The following is a 14,287-nucleotide window of genomic DNA, read 5'->3' on the forward strand; positions in this document are numbered from 1 at the left end:
TTCCTGCGCTCGGTGGCGTCGGTCATCCGGGTGCGTGACCTGGTCACGTTCCGCCATGTGCGTGTGCCGGTTCGAGCCAGGGTGGGGCCGTGACCTTCACTGCACCGCGGACCATGCGCATGGCCCAGCCGGAGGGGCGAGGGCCTCCTCGTCGGTGTGGAAGGCGTCCGACGTGCTCTTGGGCAACAGCGATGCGTAGAAGCGGCAGCGGAGTTTGCCGGCGACCTCCGGCGTCAGCAGGTCCGACACGGGCACGATGCGGCGCGTTCCCGGTCGGGTCGGAACCCCCGCGCCACGGCGGCGTGGTCGTCGGGCCGGTCCCATCGGGCGTACTCTACGGTCGCGGGGTGGCTTCGCAGCGGATGGTTCGTATTCCGTGATAATTTCTCCAGACCATGCCAGAACTGCCTACTACTGCTGTCGCCGCTGCCGCCTCCCGCCCAGTCGAGCCGCCGCGGACCCAGCGCCAGCTTTCCCGGGTCGAGGTCGCCGATATCGCGGTTCGACTATTTCAGGAGCACGGCTACGAGGCCACCAGCACCGTGGACATCGCTGAGGCGGCCGGAGTCTCCCGCAGCACGTTCTTCCGGCAGTTCCGGTCAAAAGACGACGTGATCTTCGCCGACCACGACGATCTGGTCGCCCGCATCGAGGACTACTTCGCTGCGACTCATCCCGATCCCTGGCTGGCCGTGTGCGAGGCTGCCACCATGGTCTTCGAGCGCTTCCGCGAGCGGCTAGAGATTGTGCGTATCCGGGACCGGGTCCTGCGAGACACCCCTGTGCTGCGCGACCGGGAAACTGTCATGGCCATCCGGTACGAACGGATGTTCGCCAGTTATTTGCGCAGCACCGTGCCGGGCGTGCCGCCTCTGACCGCGATCCGGTTCGCAGCGGCGGTGACCGCCACCCATAATTTCGTGCTGCGGCGGCTGATCCGGGCCGACGACAACGTGGGCCCGTTCTCGTTGGCCACCGAACTCGCCGAGGTGCGACGGTTCTTCCACCCGGATGCCGTGGCGTCTGATTCCGAGGTGCGATCCATGGGCGACGTGGTCGTCGCCGTCTTCCCGGCCGCAACGGATCCCGCGGAGTTGGCTCGTGCAATCGAGGAGCGCTTACGCACCCAGGCGCCCCGCTGAGACTGAATACCAGTTGACCTGGGACTGAGTGTCAGCTAAAACTTGTACCTAGGCATTTTCTGACCGGCGCAAGGGGGCACCGTGCGCTCTGGGCTGAGCATTCGAGTCGGCGTCACCACTCGACGGGCCGGTGGTCGCCGATTCGCTTTGCTGGCTTTCGCACCTCCACCGGGCATGATCCTGTCGTGGACCGGGGAAGCGCTCGAGGCTCTCGGCAGCGCCGTGCGCTTGATCGACACCAGCCAGGTCGATGCCTGCGACCGTGGTGTCGCGGACGTGGCCCTCGATGGCGAGGGCTCCCTCGAGGCGTCCTTGGCCTGGGCCGCGCGGACGCTCGCCGAACCGCGGACGCTCGTGGCGGCATCCGCGGCGGCACCCTACGTCTGGGACCCGGCGGTCGTGCGTGCCGGGGTCGCCCGCCGGATCTCCGGGGACATCCCCGCGGTCGACGCAACCCCCGCACTGACCCGCACGGCCACGCGCCTGGCCCGGGGAGCGGATCCGGTGCAGGCCGAAACCGTGGCGGTGTTCGGCGCGCTGCTGCACAGCGATGAGTGCCCCGCCGCCGACATCGATGCCTACATGATCCTCGGGGCGAACTATCCGCGCCACACCGGCGGGCTGACCCCGCTGCTCGACCGCTCGGGGCCTCCATGGCTGTGCGCGGCGCCCTGTTCCACCCGGCCGGCGTTGCCGGCCTGTGACCTTCGAAGCCGTCCTCCACGAAAGGGAATCCGTGCCCGACTACGACGTATCCATACCCCTCGACACTGACTACTACAATATTTTCGCTGACGTCCCCGAGGCCGACAGGGCCTTCTGGGACCGCGCCCGCAGCTTCGCCACGGAGTCCCTGGACGAACTGACCGAAGCCTGGGACAAGGCCGAGTACCCGCTGCACCTGGTGCGGCGGCTCGGCGAACTCGATCTCCTCACCGACGGGGTCGTCGGCCCAGGGTTGAGCCCCATGTCGCCGCTCGCGGCCGGCCTCGTCAACATGGAGATCTCCCGCGGAGACGGCTCGATGGGAACCGTTGTCGCCGTGCAGGGCGGTCTGGCTCTGCGCAGCATCGCCCTCTTCGGCAGCCCGGAGCAGCAGGAACGCTGGCTGGTGCCGCTGGCCCGCGCCGAGAAGCTCGGCGCCTTCGCGCTGACTGAACCCGACCACGGCTCCGATTCGGTTGGCCTGGAGACCACCGCGCAGCGCGACGGAGTCGACTGGGTGCTGAACGGCGAGAAGAAGTGGATCGGCAACGGCTCGGTGGGCGACGTCACGGTGGTCTGGGCCCGCGACGACGACGGCAATGTGCGCGGGTTCCTGGTGGAACAGGACACCCCCGGGTACCACGCCGAGACCATCACCGGGAAAGGTTCCCTGCGCGCCATCCACCAGGCCCGGATCACCCTCACGGATGTCCGGATCCCGCAGGACGCCGTGCTGCCAGGCACCCACACGTTCAAGGATGCCTCTGCGGTGCTCTTCGCCACCCGACTCGGAGTGGCCTGGTCGGCCCTCGGCCACGCCACGGCGGTGTTCGAGGCTTCGCTCAACTACTCGACCCAGCGCATCCAGTTCGGCAAGCCGCTCGCCGGCTTCCAACTCGTGCAGGAGCGCCTGACCACGATGCTGTCCCGGCTCACCTCGATGCAGTTGCACTGCCTGCGCCTGGCCGAGCTCGATGCTGCCGGAACGCTGCGGCCGATCCAAGCGTCATTGGCGAAGTACCACAACACCCGGGCAGCGCGGGAGATCGCATCGATGGCCAGGGACATGCTCGGAGGCAACGGAATCCTCCTCGAGAACCACGTCATCCAGCACCTCGCCGACATCGAGTCGCTGCACACTTACGAGGGCACCGAGAGCGTTCAGTCCCTCCTGATCGGGAGGGACCTGACCGGCATCAGCGCATTCCGGTGACCCGAGGGCCAGACCCCGCGCCGTACGGCGCCGAACGACGCCGCTGCACCACCGAGGGGCTTTTCACAGGGTTCGTTGCCCCAGCTCTAATCCGTCGAGCAGTTTTCGAGTGGGCGTGGACTGGAATTCTTCGGGAAAGCGAACGCGGATTGGGATGGCTCAGCTCCGTTGAATTTCCACAGCGACGGCATGCTCTTCGCCACCGAAACCATCCGCGCCGAAGACCGCGTCGATGACCTGGTGACCGGCATCGACCAGGGCGGCGACGTCGCCGAACGCGCCAGGACCGTCCGCAACCCCCGGAAAGATTCCGTGATGCGAATGGGCGACGGCGGCGGCTTGGCTGTTTTTCGCAAGATCGTCCCCAGTCCATAGAACCTAGAGCTGCAGGCGCAACTTGACCAGACCTAAGAGGGGACCTAGTGTCCGCTTCCTGGTATCCGAACGAAAAGCCTGCAATCAGAACGTGACGAGGAATGGGGAGATGTTTGTCGGAGAGACTACTTCGGCGTGGGGGCGTCGGCACGGATAAGGCCCTCCGCCGCCAGTTCTGCCCAGAGGTCGCCAGGGATTTTCACATCAAACAGCGACACGTTGCGCTCTACCTGCTCAGACGAACGAGCTCCCACGCACACCGTTGAAACTGCCGGATGCCCAAGTGAAAACTGAATGGCAGCGGCAGGCAATGGCACGGAATGCCGCTCGCAGATATCTGCAATGCCGTTCACACGATCAACCATCTCCCTGGTGGCGGGGCTGTAGTCGTAGGTCGCGTTTGGTGCCGGTCGCATCTGTGCAAGGATCCCGGAGTTGAAGACAGCCGCCGCGACGATCGATACGCCGTGTCCGGTTGCGGCCGGTAGGAGGTCATCGAGCGCCCTCTGGTCGAGGAGGGTATAGCGACCCGCGCACATGATGACGTCGAGGCTCGTGTTCAGGGTGAATTCAGCCAGCATCTCGGACTGGTTCATCCCTGCACCGAAGGATCTGATGATGCCTTGTGCCCTCAGCTCGTCGAGGGCGGGGAACGCTTCATCCAGCGCCTCCCTGTAGTAGTCGTCGGGGTCGTGGACAAACACGATGTCGAGGTAGTCCAACCCCAGCCTGATGAGACTCTCCTCCACTGAGCGCACCACGCCGTCGCGGCTGTAGTCGCGTCGGCGGGTGAGTGGCGAGACGACATCGTAGCCTTCGGGGTCTGCCTGTCGGCCAGCCGGGTTTGTCACAAGTAGGCGGCCGACCTTTGTCGAAATGATGAAGTCTTCCCGGGGTCTGCCGGTCAGGGCGGCACCGAGTCGCTCCTCCCCGAGCCCCAGTCCGTAGTGCGGGGCGACATCGAAGTAGCGAATTCCTGCATCCCACGCCGCATCGATGGCCTGGTGGGCAGCCTGGTCCGTGACGCGATGCCCAAGGTTGGCGATTGGCGCGGCGCCGAAGGAATACGGTCCTACGTGGAGGCCACCTCGGCCGAGTGGCCGAGCGGCACTCTCGGCGACTGGGGCCGAACGCCCTCCGTTCAGGGCAGATTCTGTTGGCTTCAACATGTCATCTCCTCATCGTTTCTTTGGTGACGGGCAGCCGCGTCAGGCGAGCCCATACACTCGAGCTGCAGTGCCTCCGAACAGTGCGCTGCGCTCGGTCATTGACAGCGTCGAGGCGGCCCGGGCCGCGAGCTCGAAAACCTCGTCGTAACTCGCTGCGAGCAGGCAGACGGGCCAATCTGAGCCGAAGAGGGCTCTTTCGGCACCGAATGTGTCGAGCACCGCGAGTGCATAAGACTCGACAGGCTGGGAGCGCCACGTCGCCCAGGAGGCTTGAGTGACGAGACCCGAGAGTTTGCAGGTGACCTGCTCGTGCGATGCCAGCCGCGTTATCCAGTCCCGCCAACTGTCCCCTTCCCCGGAATGAATCGACGGTTTTCCCGCGTGATCGAGAATTAGTGGCAGATCTGGGAGTAGCTCGGCCAGCCGGATGGCGGCCGCAGCTTCTCGGCGACCCATGAGCAGCTCGAAAACCAACCCCGCGTCCTGCACCGCCTTCAGTCCGCGGAGCACATCATCTCGAAGCAGCCAGGCGGGGTCGGACTCGTCCTGTACCTGATGCCGGATGCCGACGAGCTGACCGGGCCGCGCTTTCAGCCCCACCAGGGTGTCAGCCGCATCGTTCTGGGTCAGGTCTATCCAGCCCACGACCCCGGCGACCATGTTTTGCCACGAACTGATGTCCAGGAGGTCATGGGTCTCTTCGATATCGGGAGTCGCCTGCACGACAACCGACTTGGTGACTGGTGTGCGCGCTGAAGCCGCTGCCAGATCGCGGGCATCGAACCGGCGAACGATCGGGGCGACAGACTCATCCATCCATGCGTAGGTTCGCACCGCCGGGTCCCAGAGGTGGTGGTGCGCATCGACAGTCGATGGTCCCGTCGAGTCGGGCTCGCCAAGCCGAATGTCCATCCGAACTCCAGTGTTCGACAGAAAGGGAAAGAAGGGAAAGAGGGAGGGTGGCTGTCAGCGGGTCCGGGGCCGGAGCGAGTACATCCCGCCATCGACGGCGAGTACGACGCCGTTCGTGCTCCCCGACGTCGGGGACGCGAGATACGCGACAGCTTCGGCAACCTCACTGGGACGCACGAGACGTCCCGTCGGCTGGCGGCTCTCGAGTGCGGCACGCTCCGCTTTCGGATCCGATGAGCTGTCGAGCAGACGCCCTACCCATGGCGTGTCGGCCGTTCCCGGTGCAACTGCATTGACTCGGATGCCGTCCTGCAGGCAGTCCGTTGCGACCGCAAGTGTCATAGCTTGGATGGCGCCTTTTGAGGCGGAATACAGTGCGCGTTGGGGAAGCCCGGCCCATGCGGCGATTGATGTGGTGAAGACGATCGCCCCACTTGGCGATTGGCGTAGATAGGGCATCGCTGCTCGCACCGTCCGCGCGGATCCGATGACGTTGACGTTCAGCACGCGCATCCACTCCGCGTCATCATTTGCCTCGATGTCGCCCTGAGCTCCGATACCGGCATTGGCGACTACGACATCGAGGCGCCCCGCATCCGCCACCACGGCGTCAATGGCTGATCGAACGCTGTCGTCGGTTCCGACGTCGCAATGGACACCACGCAGTGGCTTGGAGACCGAACCCTCGTTCAGGTCCAAGCAATAGACGCGTGCACCGCGCGACGCAAGTTCCTCAGCGATGGCCTTGCCGAGCCCGGAGGCGCCGCCGGTGACGGCGGCGACGAGGCCCTCATAACTTTTCTGGATGCTCATTGTGCACTTCCCTGTACGACGTGCTGACGTTGAGTTCCAAGATGGTCAATACCGCACTGAACGAGATCTCCGGGAGCAAGGTAGGGAAAGCGCCCAGACAACGCGACTCCCTCGGGAGTCCCCGTATTGATGATGTCTCCGGGCTCGAGCACCATGTACTGGCTGAGTTCGTAGACGACCTGGGCAACGTCCAGGATGAGGTCGTCCGTAGTGGAGTCCTGCCGCGCCTCGCCATTGACAGAGGAACGTAGGCGGAGACCTGCACCCAACCCGAGTTCTGCTGTCGGCACGAGCCACGGACCAAGCGGGTTGAACGTTTCCGCGCACTTGCCTTTACTCCACTGGCCGCCAGAGATATCCAGTTGATACTCCCTCTCGGAGACGTCATTGGACACTGTGAAGCCTGCAATGTAATGCGCGGCTTCCTCTTTGGATGCCAGGTAGCGCGCGCGTCTGCCGACAACTAATGCGAGCTCCACTTCCCAGTCGGTTCTTGTTGACCCCGGTGGAATGCGCACGTCGTCGAAGGGCCCGACGACGGTATTCGGATGTTTCAGAAATATGACTGTGCGCGTCGGGGGTGAAGAGCCGGATTCTGCTGCGTGGGCTGCGTAGTTCATTCCGACGCAGATCACGGCGCCTGGTCGGGCGACGGGCGCCCCGATCCGCAGACCTGTGCCGTCGGCAGGGTCGTCCATCACGGTCAGGTTTCCGGCTTCGAGGGCTGCGGCGACCTCAGCGACGCCGCAACGCTCGAGAAATGCCCCATCGATATCGGGGGTCAGCGGCATCAGATCGTATAGAACGTCGTCGTCTGACAGGACGGCCGGTCTTTCCCGGCCAGGCGGCCCCAAACGCATAAGTCTCACAGGGATCCCTTCACTTCATCGTGTGGTCTTGGCCTTTACGGCAGTTTGGCGAGGACCCGGTCGCGGGACTGGACCAGGTGCGAATGCATGGCACGCTCGGCCGCGGCTCCGTCCCCCTTCAGCAGGGCATCGGCGATAGTCGCGTGCTCGGCCACGGTGTTCTCCCCGAAAGGGCCGCCATAGGTGAGGCGAAAGATGTGCAGATGGCAGTGGGTGCGCTCTACCGCTTGTCGCACCATGTCGTTTCCGGCGAAGCTGAGGATGAGTTGGTGGAAACGAGTGTCGTGCGCGGTCAGGGTCTGGTAGCTCTCGTACCGGCTTCCGGTGGGGGGTTCGCCGATGCTCTGCATCTCCTCGCGGAGGCTCTCGGCGTGGGCGATACTCATGCTGTGGGCTGCCTTTTTTGCCGATGGAACCTCCAACAGGAGGCGCAACTCGTACTGGTTGCGGACCTCGTCAGCATTGAGAAGGTCGGTGGTGCGGTACCCCTTGAGCGGAAGCTTCACGGTGAGTCCCTCAGATTCGAGTCGGGCCAGTGCCTCACGTACGGGGGTTGGTGAAACCTGGAGTTGACGAGCGAGGTCTTCGATGTTCATCCGTGCTCCGGGAGGAATGGAGCTGTTCATGATGAGTGCTTTCAGTTGCTCAAAAACGTCGTCGGACAGGATCTGACGTCGAGGCATCTTCAGGAGGGTCACCATGTCTATATCCTATAGCGTTGAGCGAACTGATTGGCGTGCAATTTTGACAAAAGGGACGCAATTCATCACTGTTCCTTACCTTGACATTGTGAGACTCAGACCATTATGTTGTGGCTATAGATTCTATAGGATCTTTTATTTTGCGATCTTGGAGGCTCAGTGTTGAGACAAAAAGTAGTTATCGTTCGATCTCTTGCCGTCGCCGCAGCGGCGACCCTGACGATCGGCTTGTCGGCCTGTGCGCAGGAGGAAGGAGGCGGGGCGGCCGGCGGTGAAGGGTCGCTGAGCGAGGTCAGGCTCGCTTTGGTCCCGGGTGGCGCCCATCCGTACTTCCAGCCCTGGCAGCAGGCCGGTAAGGACGCCCAGACGGACTTCGGCCTGGCCGGCGTCACCTTCAACGAGACGGGCGGCTGGGACCAATCCAAGCAGAATGACGTGATCAACTCCCTGGTCGCTAACGGCTATAACGCGTTTGGCATCTTCGGTGTCTCTCCGACGGATATCAACTCGACGTTCAAGATGTTGAAGGGCAGCGGCATCGCCACAGCGTCTATCGCGTCGTGTCCGGCGGGCGAGACCAATGAAGCGGACTTCTGCCTTTCGACCGATGTTGAGATCGCCGCGTACACGGCGGCCCAGGCAGCCATCGAGGCGATGGGCGGAAGCGGCGTCCTCGTCCACTTGACGGGGAACAACGTTGACTCCAACACTCAGCGACGCATTGAGGGAGTCAAGAAAGCCGTCGACGAAACGGATGGCGCCGTAACCGTCCTGCCGGACGTAACGGACATCGACAAGGACCTCACCACCGCGCAAAAGGCCGTGGCCGACCTGCTCGCTGCCCAGGGAAGCCAGATCAATGGCATTGTCTCAACCGCCTACAACCCGTCTGTTGCGGCCGCTACAGCGGTTGCGGATTCCAAGCTCGATATCAAACTCGTGGCTATTGACGACGATGAGACCATTCTCACGGCCATCAAGGAGGGCTCGGTCTACGCAACAGTCGCGCAGAATCCCGTCGGCCAGGCGTATGTCGGAAGCTGGGCGCTGGCCCAGCTGGCCAGCAAGGCCTGCACGGTAAAGCAGCCGGGCGTCGTCGTTGACTCGGGCTCGTTCCTGGTCACGAAGGATAACGTCGCGACCTACGACGATGAGCGCCAAGCGGCATCCAAAAAGCTCAAGTCCCTGTTCTCTGACTCCCTGTTGAACTGCAAGTAAGAACCATCGAGGGTATAGGCGCGCCATGTCAACGATCACCGATGCCCGTACGTACGTGGTTGACCTCGAAGTGGAGACCGTCCGAACCGACGCAGTTCAGTGCTTCGCCAAGCAGGAGACGGTATTCGTCGAGATCGACACCAGCGATGGGTTGACGGGGATTGGTTACGCCTACACCATCGGAACAGGTGGTCGCGCGGTCTCTTCTATGCTGCGCGACCACCTGATCCCGCTCCTTCCTGGTAAGGATTCTCGCCAAATCGAATCCTTGTGGCACACGCTTTTCGCGGCGACGCGGGCAACGACGGTAGGGGCAATCACGTCCCTTGCCATAGCCGCCATTGACACTGCCCTTTGGGACCTCAAATGCGCTCGGGCAGCGGCTCCGCTCTGGGAAGTCGCCGGCGGCTTTCGCCGTGCCGTGCCCCTCTATGACACGGAAGGCGGGTGGCTACACCTGTCGGAGGATGCCCTCGTAAGCGGGGCCCTCGCATCGCAGGAGGCAGGCTGGCCCGGAATCAAGCTCAAGGTCGGGAAACCCCACATCGGCGAAGACCGGGAACGACTGCTGGCGGTGCGTGCTGCTGTCGGTGATCGGATGGACATCATGATCGATGCCAACCAGTCGATGACAGCAGCGGAGGCGATCCGTCGGGCGCATGCCTTCGACGATGTCGACCTCTTCTGGTTTGAGGAGCCGTTACCAGCCGATGATGTTGCCGGTCATGCGCGGCTGGCCCGGTCCACCCCGATTCCTATCGCGGTAGGAGAATCGCTGTACTCCGTCGGGCAATTCCGGGACTACCTGGAGAGAGGCGCAGCCGGCATCGTTCAGGTCGACGTGGCAAGGGTGGGCGGCATCACACCATGGCTCAAAGTGGCACACCTCGCTGAGGCATTCAACGTCGCGGTGTGCCCTCACTTCTTGATGGAGCTTCATGTGAGTCTGGTGGCCGCAGTGCCCAACGGGCGCTACGTAGAACACATACCGCAACTTCGTGCGATCACCTATGGGGAGATGGGTGTCGAGAACGGTCACGCACTGGCACCTCAAACTCCAGGACTCGGTATTGCCTGGAATCGGGACGCCATGGACGATAGGAGGGTCTCATGACTTCAACGCTGAAGTCCGGATCATCAGCACACCTGCAAGCGGGCGCGCTGCGCAGATTCGTTGCCACACCGAGTTTCTTTTTGTTGGTGATCATTTTCGTCCTGGTCATCGTTCTCGGCTCGATCAAGCCCGCCTTCTTCAACGGACCCTTCGTCATCGCCCCGCTGCTCACGGGTATCTCGATCTTCACGGTCGTCGGGCTGTCTCAGATGGTGGTGCTGTCGATCGGGCATATGAACCTGGCCGTAGGACCGATGGCGGCCTTTGGTGCCATGTTCATGGGGCTCTCCTATGAACTGTGGGACCTGCCGTTGGTTCTGGGTCTTGCCCTTGGAATCCTCGCTGGTGCAGCTATGGGTGCGCTGTCGGGCTGGCTCGTCGCCCGCACAGGGGTCAATTCATTCATCGTCACCTTGGCGATGAGCTTCGCCCTCATCGGTTTGGTGCCCACCGTCTACTCATGGCTCAGCGCCGGATCCGCCTTCACTGTCAAACCTGACGGTCTTGACGAGATCGGGAGGAGCAGCTTCTCTGCTATTTGCGTGAACGGTGCCTGTGGCTCCAACGCAATTCCCCTGATAGTCATTCCGGCTTTGGGCGTGATGTTACTCATCGGGTATTTGTACTCTCACACCCGCCTGGGACGGGAGCTACTCATGACCGGCAGCAATGTGGACGCCGCGCAGCTGTCCGGCATCCCAACAGGACGCCGGATCGTGCTGGTGCACTCCCTCTCCGGCGCTTTGGCAGCCCTAGCCGGTTTCTTGCTTGCAGCCAGTACCGGATCCTTCACGCCGGGCATAGGCCAGGAGTTCATGCTGCAATCATTCGTGGGACCGATTCTCGGAGGAACGCTTCTAGCCGGCGGATACGTGTCGGTGACAGGGACGCTTCTCGGTATCACGTTGACCTTGGTCATTCGTAAGGGGTTGGACCTTTTCGGGGTGGGGCTGGAAACCCTCAATGTCTTGCTGGGTGTAATCCTGCTCATCGCTCTCTCCAGCGACCAGATCCGGCTGTTTTTCGGTCGCAGACGCACGCGGAGGCCGGCTCAGGTCGATAGAACATCGCCCCCGCCCGGCCCGAAGCTCGCTCAGCCCTCGGTACCAGAGGAGATTTCCGCATGAAGCGTTCCACTCTCGCTTTTCTGAAGTCTCAGAACCTGACGCTGGCCGCCATTGTGATTGTGGGAGCAGCATTGATTGGAATCACGTCGGGCGGGGGATTCTTCAATCCCATCTCGACCAGGACATTCTTCCTCTTTCTCGCCGTTCCCATCCTGATCGGTCTGGCCCAAATGATCACGTTGTCCGTTGGCCAGCTGAATCTGGCGGTGGGTGCGATAGGCGGCTTCTCAGCGTGCTTCGCCGGGGTCCTCGTCGCGGATCTGGGTCTTCCGGCCTGGATCGGAGGACTCGCCGCCGTGCTCGTGGGCGGTATTGCCGGGTTGCTGAACGGATGGCTCGTGGTCGCCACCCGCATCAACGGTTTCATCGTGACGCTGGCTACCATGACCATTCTGACCGGTGTGCAGTACGGCCTGGTCGGTACTCGCACGATCTCGAGTACGGCCTGGCAACCCATCGTCGACTTGGGCAAGGCCTCCGTACTGGGTGTCCCGGTGATCTTCTGGATTGCATTGATCGTCGCCCTGCTTCTCTCTTTCGCGTTCGGTCACACGGTGACAGGGCGCCGCCTGCTCGCTAGCGGCGGGAACTCAGTTGCAGCCCAGCTCGCGGGCATCTCCAACGATCGCAGCGTGATCATCGCCCACGCGGCATCCGGCCTGCTCTGCGGGGTTGCGGCCTTTGTGACCCTCGCCTCACTATCAGGAGTGAACCAGAGCGTCGGCGGCGACTGGCTCTTGCCCAGTTTCGCGGCCCCCATCATCGGGGGCGTCTCGCTGGTCGGAGGCTCCGTCGCCGTACTCGGAACGGTGCTCGCCTCGACAATCCTGCGTCTCGTGGACAGCGCGCGCGCCGAATTTCAGCTCGCACCGAGTTGGGTCAATTTCGTCGTCGGAGCCGTCGTCCTTGGGACCGTTGCGCTCGGTCGGGTGCGTGAGGCGCAGGATGCCCGCAGAAACGCGCCACCACCTGCCAGCCTGTCCACCCGCCCCGAACTGACTCCGGTTGGAGACCCCAAATGAGCTCCACAATCGCCCTCGAAGCCAACGGCCTCTCCAAGTCCTTCCCGGGAGTCAAAGCCCTCGACCGGGTTAACCTGCGTTTGATGAGCGGTGAGACGCACGCCCTGATGGGCGAAAACGGCGCCGGGAAGTCCACTCTCATCAAGATTCTCACCGGGGTGCACCGACCAGACGAGGGCGCCTTGAGCGTGGCAGGAAGCATTGCTGACATCCATTCCCCGGCCGCCGCGATGCACGCCGGAATCGGTGTCGTGCACCAGGAACGCAACGTCATCCGTGGCTTCACAGTCGGCGAGAACATCGTAATGAGCAGGATGCCCCGCAGAGGTCCACGGGTCGACTGGCCGGCCGTGCGGCGGGAGGCAAAACGATGCCTAGCCCTTCTCGACCTCGAACTCGACCCCGACACTCCAATGGCCCGGCTGTCGTCGGCGCAGACACAGCTAGTCGAAATTGCACGAGGACTCTACACGGAAACCAGCATCCTTCTGTTGGACGAACCAACAGCATCCATCAGTGACAACGAAGCCGACCGGCTGTTCCGCGTCGTGCGCCGGTTGACGGAGCAGGGAACTGCCGTGCTGTTTGTCAGCCACAAACTGGAAGAAGTGTTTGCCCACTGCGACACCGTGTCGGTCTTGCGCGATGGTCGATCCGTGCTCGAATCGGAGCCCCTGTCCGCTCATTCCCGCGACGAAATCGTCGACGTCATGGTGGGTCGCTCGCTCGCGGCCCTGGAGGTGCCCGAGCGTGCTGTCGATCGCAGCCGGCCGCCCGTGCTCGAGCTCTCCGACGTCGACACGGCGTCGGGCCACCGGGGCGTGTCCCTGGAACTGCGCTCCGGAGAGATCCTCGGACTCTACGGTCTGGTCGGAGCAGGCCGAACCGAACTAGCCCGAGCCGTTCTCGGACTGGACCGAGTCACCTCCGGGAGCGTTCATGTTCGAGGGGCGCGAGTATCGATCCGCTCCGTGCGTCAGGCGCTTGAGAGCTACCGAATCGGCTATGTAACCGAGAACCGGAAGGAGGAAGGAGTCTTTTTGGCCCAGTCGGTGACCCGAAACGTGGCAATCACTGTCTGGTCGAGACTCGAGCGGATGCTCGGGTATGTCAGCACGAAATCCGAGCGCGCCCTGGTGCAGAAATACGTGACCGAATTGGATATTCGGATCTCCGGCCAGCGTCAGCTCGTCGGGCAGCTCTCCGGCGGAAACCAGCAGAAAGTGTCGCTGGCGAAGTGGCTGGCTGCAAAAACCGAGATCCTCATCATCGACGAACCGACAGTGGGCATCGACGTACGTACCAAGAGATCGTTTTATGACCTCATCTGGAAGCTGGCTGACGACGGTCTCGCGATTCTGCTCATCTCCAGCGACCTCGCCGAAATGATCACGCTCGCAGACCGGATCGCCGTAATGGACCGTTTCGCGATCACGGGAGAAGTTGAGAACTCACACGACTACGACGAGATGAGCCAATCAATCATTCGTTTGATTCACGGGCATGCGGCCGTCACGTGAGCAGTCCACAGGTGGTAACCCTGCACACGCGGCTCGCCGAGGGGTGCATCGACGAATACGAGGCTGTGCACGCGATCATCCCGCCGGAGCTCGATTCGGCGCTGCGCGCGGCCGGCGTCACAAGCTGGCGGATCTGGCGCGACGGCCGCGACCTGTTCCACTGGGTCGAAGTAGAGAACTTCGAAGCCATGCAGGCCCATCTCGCCGCTGATCCCGTCGACCGACTCTGGCAACAGCGCATCGCTGGATTGCTCGAAACGACGAGTGATTCCTCCTCTATCAGGGCGTTGCCCCTGGTGTGGGAGCTGCCGCTTCGGCCCGCTTAGCCGAGCCAGAGCACCCCTTCGGCGACGGATGCCTCGTCGTCTGTCTCCGCATCGATCAAGG

At 63.0% G+C, this 14,287-nt stretch carries 16 protein-coding genes; 10 read left to right on the forward strand and 6 right to left on the reverse strand.

Annotated features, from left to right (window positions below; all coding sequences use genetic code 11):
* Positions 1 to 96: 96 nt before the first annotated feature.
* Positions 97 to 324: a hypothetical protein gene (locus E3O65_RS08200; RefSeq protein WP_134363257.1), complete on the reverse strand. Its 228-nt coding sequence runs from the start codon at positions 322 to 324 to the stop codon at positions 97 to 99.
* A 71-nt stretch (positions 325 to 395) separates the two neighbouring features.
* Here E3O65_RS08200 and E3O65_RS08205 point away from each other — a divergent pair, with 71 nt between their 5' ends.
* The 4 genes from E3O65_RS08205 (at position 396) to E3O65_RS08220 (ending at position 3,435) form a co-directional block, all read left to right on the forward strand.
* Positions 396 to 1,142, forward strand: a complete 747-nt coding sequence (locus E3O65_RS08205; RefSeq protein WP_134363258.1) for a TetR/AcrR family transcriptional regulator — start codon at positions 396 to 398, stop codon at positions 1,140 to 1,142.
* A 174-nt stretch (positions 1,143 to 1,316) separates the two neighbouring features.
* On the forward strand, positions 1,317 to 1,916 hold the full coding sequence (locus E3O65_RS08210; RefSeq protein ID WP_134363259.1) for a hypothetical protein: 600 nt from the start codon (positions 1,317 to 1,319) through the stop codon (positions 1,914 to 1,916).
* Positions 1,879 to 3,060: an acyl-CoA dehydrogenase family protein gene (locus tag E3O65_RS08215; protein ID WP_134363260.1), complete on the forward strand. Its 1,182-nt coding sequence runs from the start codon at positions 1,879 to 1,881 to the stop codon at positions 3,058 to 3,060. Before E3O65_RS08210 ends, E3O65_RS08215 begins: the two co-directional genes overlap by 38 nt.
* Before the next feature lie 189 nt (positions 3,061 to 3,249).
* On the forward strand, positions 3,250 to 3,435 hold the full coding sequence (locus E3O65_RS08220) for a hypothetical protein (RefSeq protein ID WP_134363261.1): 186 nt from the start codon (positions 3,250 to 3,252) through the stop codon (positions 3,433 to 3,435).
* 125 nt (positions 3,436 to 3,560) lie between these two features.
* Here E3O65_RS08220 and E3O65_RS08225 read toward each other — a convergent pair whose 3' ends face one another.
* Genes E3O65_RS08225 through E3O65_RS08245 form a run of 5 tightly spaced genes read right to left on the reverse strand, consistent with a single transcriptional unit; the run spans position 3,561 to position 7,899 of the window.
* The gene (locus tag E3O65_RS08225; protein WP_134363262.1) at positions 3,561 to 4,604 is read right to left on the reverse strand and encodes an aldo/keto reductase; all 1,044 of its coding nucleotides are present in this window, start codon (positions 4,602 to 4,604) and stop codon (positions 3,561 to 3,563) included.
* Positions 4,605 to 4,643: 39 nt separating this feature from the next.
* The gene (locus tag E3O65_RS08230; RefSeq protein WP_134363263.1) at positions 4,644 to 5,516 is read right to left on the reverse strand and encodes an amidohydrolase family protein; all 873 of its coding nucleotides are present in this window, start codon (positions 5,514 to 5,516) and stop codon (positions 4,644 to 4,646) included.
* Positions 5,517 to 5,570: 54 nt separating this feature from the next.
* A complete protein-coding gene (locus E3O65_RS08235) occupies positions 5,571 to 6,329 on the reverse strand; it encodes an SDR family NAD(P)-dependent oxidoreductase (RefSeq protein ID WP_134363264.1) in 759 nt (252 codons plus the stop codon).
* Positions 6,326 to 7,198 (reverse strand): fumarylacetoacetate hydrolase family protein, encoded by an 873-nt coding sequence (locus E3O65_RS08240; protein WP_134363265.1) that lies wholly within the window; start codon positions 7,196 to 7,198, stop codon positions 6,326 to 6,328. Before E3O65_RS08240 ends, E3O65_RS08235 begins: the two co-directional genes overlap by 4 nt.
* 35 nt (positions 7,199 to 7,233) lie before the next feature.
* Positions 7,234 to 7,899 (reverse strand): GntR family transcriptional regulator, encoded by a 666-nt coding sequence (locus tag E3O65_RS08245; RefSeq protein WP_174722278.1) that lies wholly within the window; start codon positions 7,897 to 7,899, stop codon positions 7,234 to 7,236.
* Between the two features lie 162 nt (positions 7,900 to 8,061).
* Between E3O65_RS08245 and E3O65_RS08250 the strand changes: the two genes are divergently transcribed.
* From E3O65_RS08250 to E3O65_RS08275, 6 genes are read left to right on the forward strand one after another with little or no spacing between them, the layout of a single operon-like run.
* Entirely contained in the window at positions 8,062 to 9,117 is a 1,056-nt protein-coding gene (locus E3O65_RS08250; protein WP_198411711.1) for a sugar ABC transporter substrate-binding protein, read from the forward strand.
* Positions 9,118 to 9,142: 25 nt separating this feature from the next.
* On the forward strand, positions 9,143 to 10,231 hold the full coding sequence (locus E3O65_RS08255; RefSeq protein ID WP_134363266.1) for a mandelate racemase/muconate lactonizing enzyme family protein: 1,089 nt from the start codon (positions 9,143 to 9,145) through the stop codon (positions 10,229 to 10,231).
* Entirely contained in the window at positions 10,228 to 11,358 is a 1,131-nt protein-coding gene (locus E3O65_RS08260) for an ABC transporter permease (RefSeq protein WP_134363267.1), read from the forward strand. The genes E3O65_RS08255 and E3O65_RS08260 overlap by 4 nt, the downstream gene beginning before the upstream one ends.
* On the forward strand, positions 11,355 to 12,380 hold the full coding sequence (locus E3O65_RS08265; RefSeq protein WP_134363268.1) for an ABC transporter permease: 1,026 nt from the start codon (positions 11,355 to 11,357) through the stop codon (positions 12,378 to 12,380). The genes E3O65_RS08260 and E3O65_RS08265 overlap by 4 nt, the downstream gene beginning before the upstream one ends.
* The gene (locus tag E3O65_RS08270; RefSeq protein WP_134363269.1) at positions 12,377 to 13,900 is read left to right on the forward strand and encodes a sugar ABC transporter ATP-binding protein; all 1,524 of its coding nucleotides are present in this window, start codon (positions 12,377 to 12,379) and stop codon (positions 13,898 to 13,900) included. The genes E3O65_RS08265 and E3O65_RS08270 overlap by 4 nt, the downstream gene beginning before the upstream one ends.
* Positions 13,897 to 14,226 (forward strand): L-rhamnose mutarotase, encoded by a 330-nt coding sequence (locus E3O65_RS08275; protein ID WP_241985808.1) that lies wholly within the window; start codon positions 13,897 to 13,899, stop codon positions 14,224 to 14,226. Before E3O65_RS08270 ends, E3O65_RS08275 begins: the two co-directional genes overlap by 4 nt.
* Positions 14,227 to 14,287 lie beyond the last annotated feature (61 nt).

Origin of the sequence: Cryobacterium breve, assembly GCF_004402375.1 — a bacterium.
Classification (GTDB): domain Bacteria; phylum Actinomycetota; class Actinomycetes; order Actinomycetales; family Microbacteriaceae; genus Cryobacterium; species Cryobacterium breve.

What these genes read in the sequence shown, in the direction of transcription:
- E3O65_RS08200 (WP_134363257.1), bottom strand. Translation starts at nt 324, where the DNA reads ATGGGACCGGCCCGACGACCACGCCGCCGTGGCGCGGGGGTTCCGACC.
- E3O65_RS08205 (WP_134363258.1), top strand. Translation starts at nt 396, where the DNA reads ATGCCAGAACTGCCTACTACTGCTGTCGCCGCTGCCGCCTCCCGCCCA.
- E3O65_RS08210 (WP_134363259.1), top strand. Translation starts at nt 1,317, where the DNA reads ATGATCCTGTCGTGGACCGGGGAAGCGCTCGAGGCTCTCGGCAGCGCC.
- E3O65_RS08220 (WP_134363261.1), top strand. Translation starts at nt 3,250, where the DNA reads ATGCTCTTCGCCACCGAAACCATCCGCGCCGAAGACCGCGTCGATGAC.
- E3O65_RS08225 (WP_134363262.1), bottom strand. Translation starts at nt 4,604, where the DNA reads ATGTTGAAGCCAACAGAATCTGCCCTGAACGGAGGGCGTTCGGCCCCA.
- E3O65_RS08230 (WP_134363263.1), bottom strand. Translation starts at nt 5,516, where the DNA reads ATGGACATTCGGCTTGGCGAGCCCGACTCGACGGGACCATCGACTGTC.
- E3O65_RS08235 (WP_134363264.1), bottom strand. Translation starts at nt 6,329, where the DNA reads ATGAGCATCCAGAAAAGTTATGAGGGCCTCGTCGCCGCCGTCACCGGC.
- E3O65_RS08245 (WP_174722278.1), bottom strand. Translation starts at nt 7,899, where the DNA reads ATGGTGACCCTCCTGAAGATGCCTCGACGTCAGATCCTGTCCGACGAC.
- E3O65_RS08255 (WP_134363266.1), top strand. Translation starts at nt 9,143, where the DNA reads ATGTCAACGATCACCGATGCCCGTACGTACGTGGTTGACCTCGAAGTG.
- E3O65_RS08260 (WP_134363267.1), top strand. Translation starts at nt 10,228, where the DNA reads ATGACTTCAACGCTGAAGTCCGGATCATCAGCACACCTGCAAGCGGGC.
- E3O65_RS08265 (WP_134363268.1), top strand. Translation starts at nt 11,355, where the DNA reads ATGAAGCGTTCCACTCTCGCTTTTCTGAAGTCTCAGAACCTGACGCTG.
- E3O65_RS08270 (WP_134363269.1), top strand. Translation starts at nt 12,377, where the DNA reads ATGAGCTCCACAATCGCCCTCGAAGCCAACGGCCTCTCCAAGTCCTTC.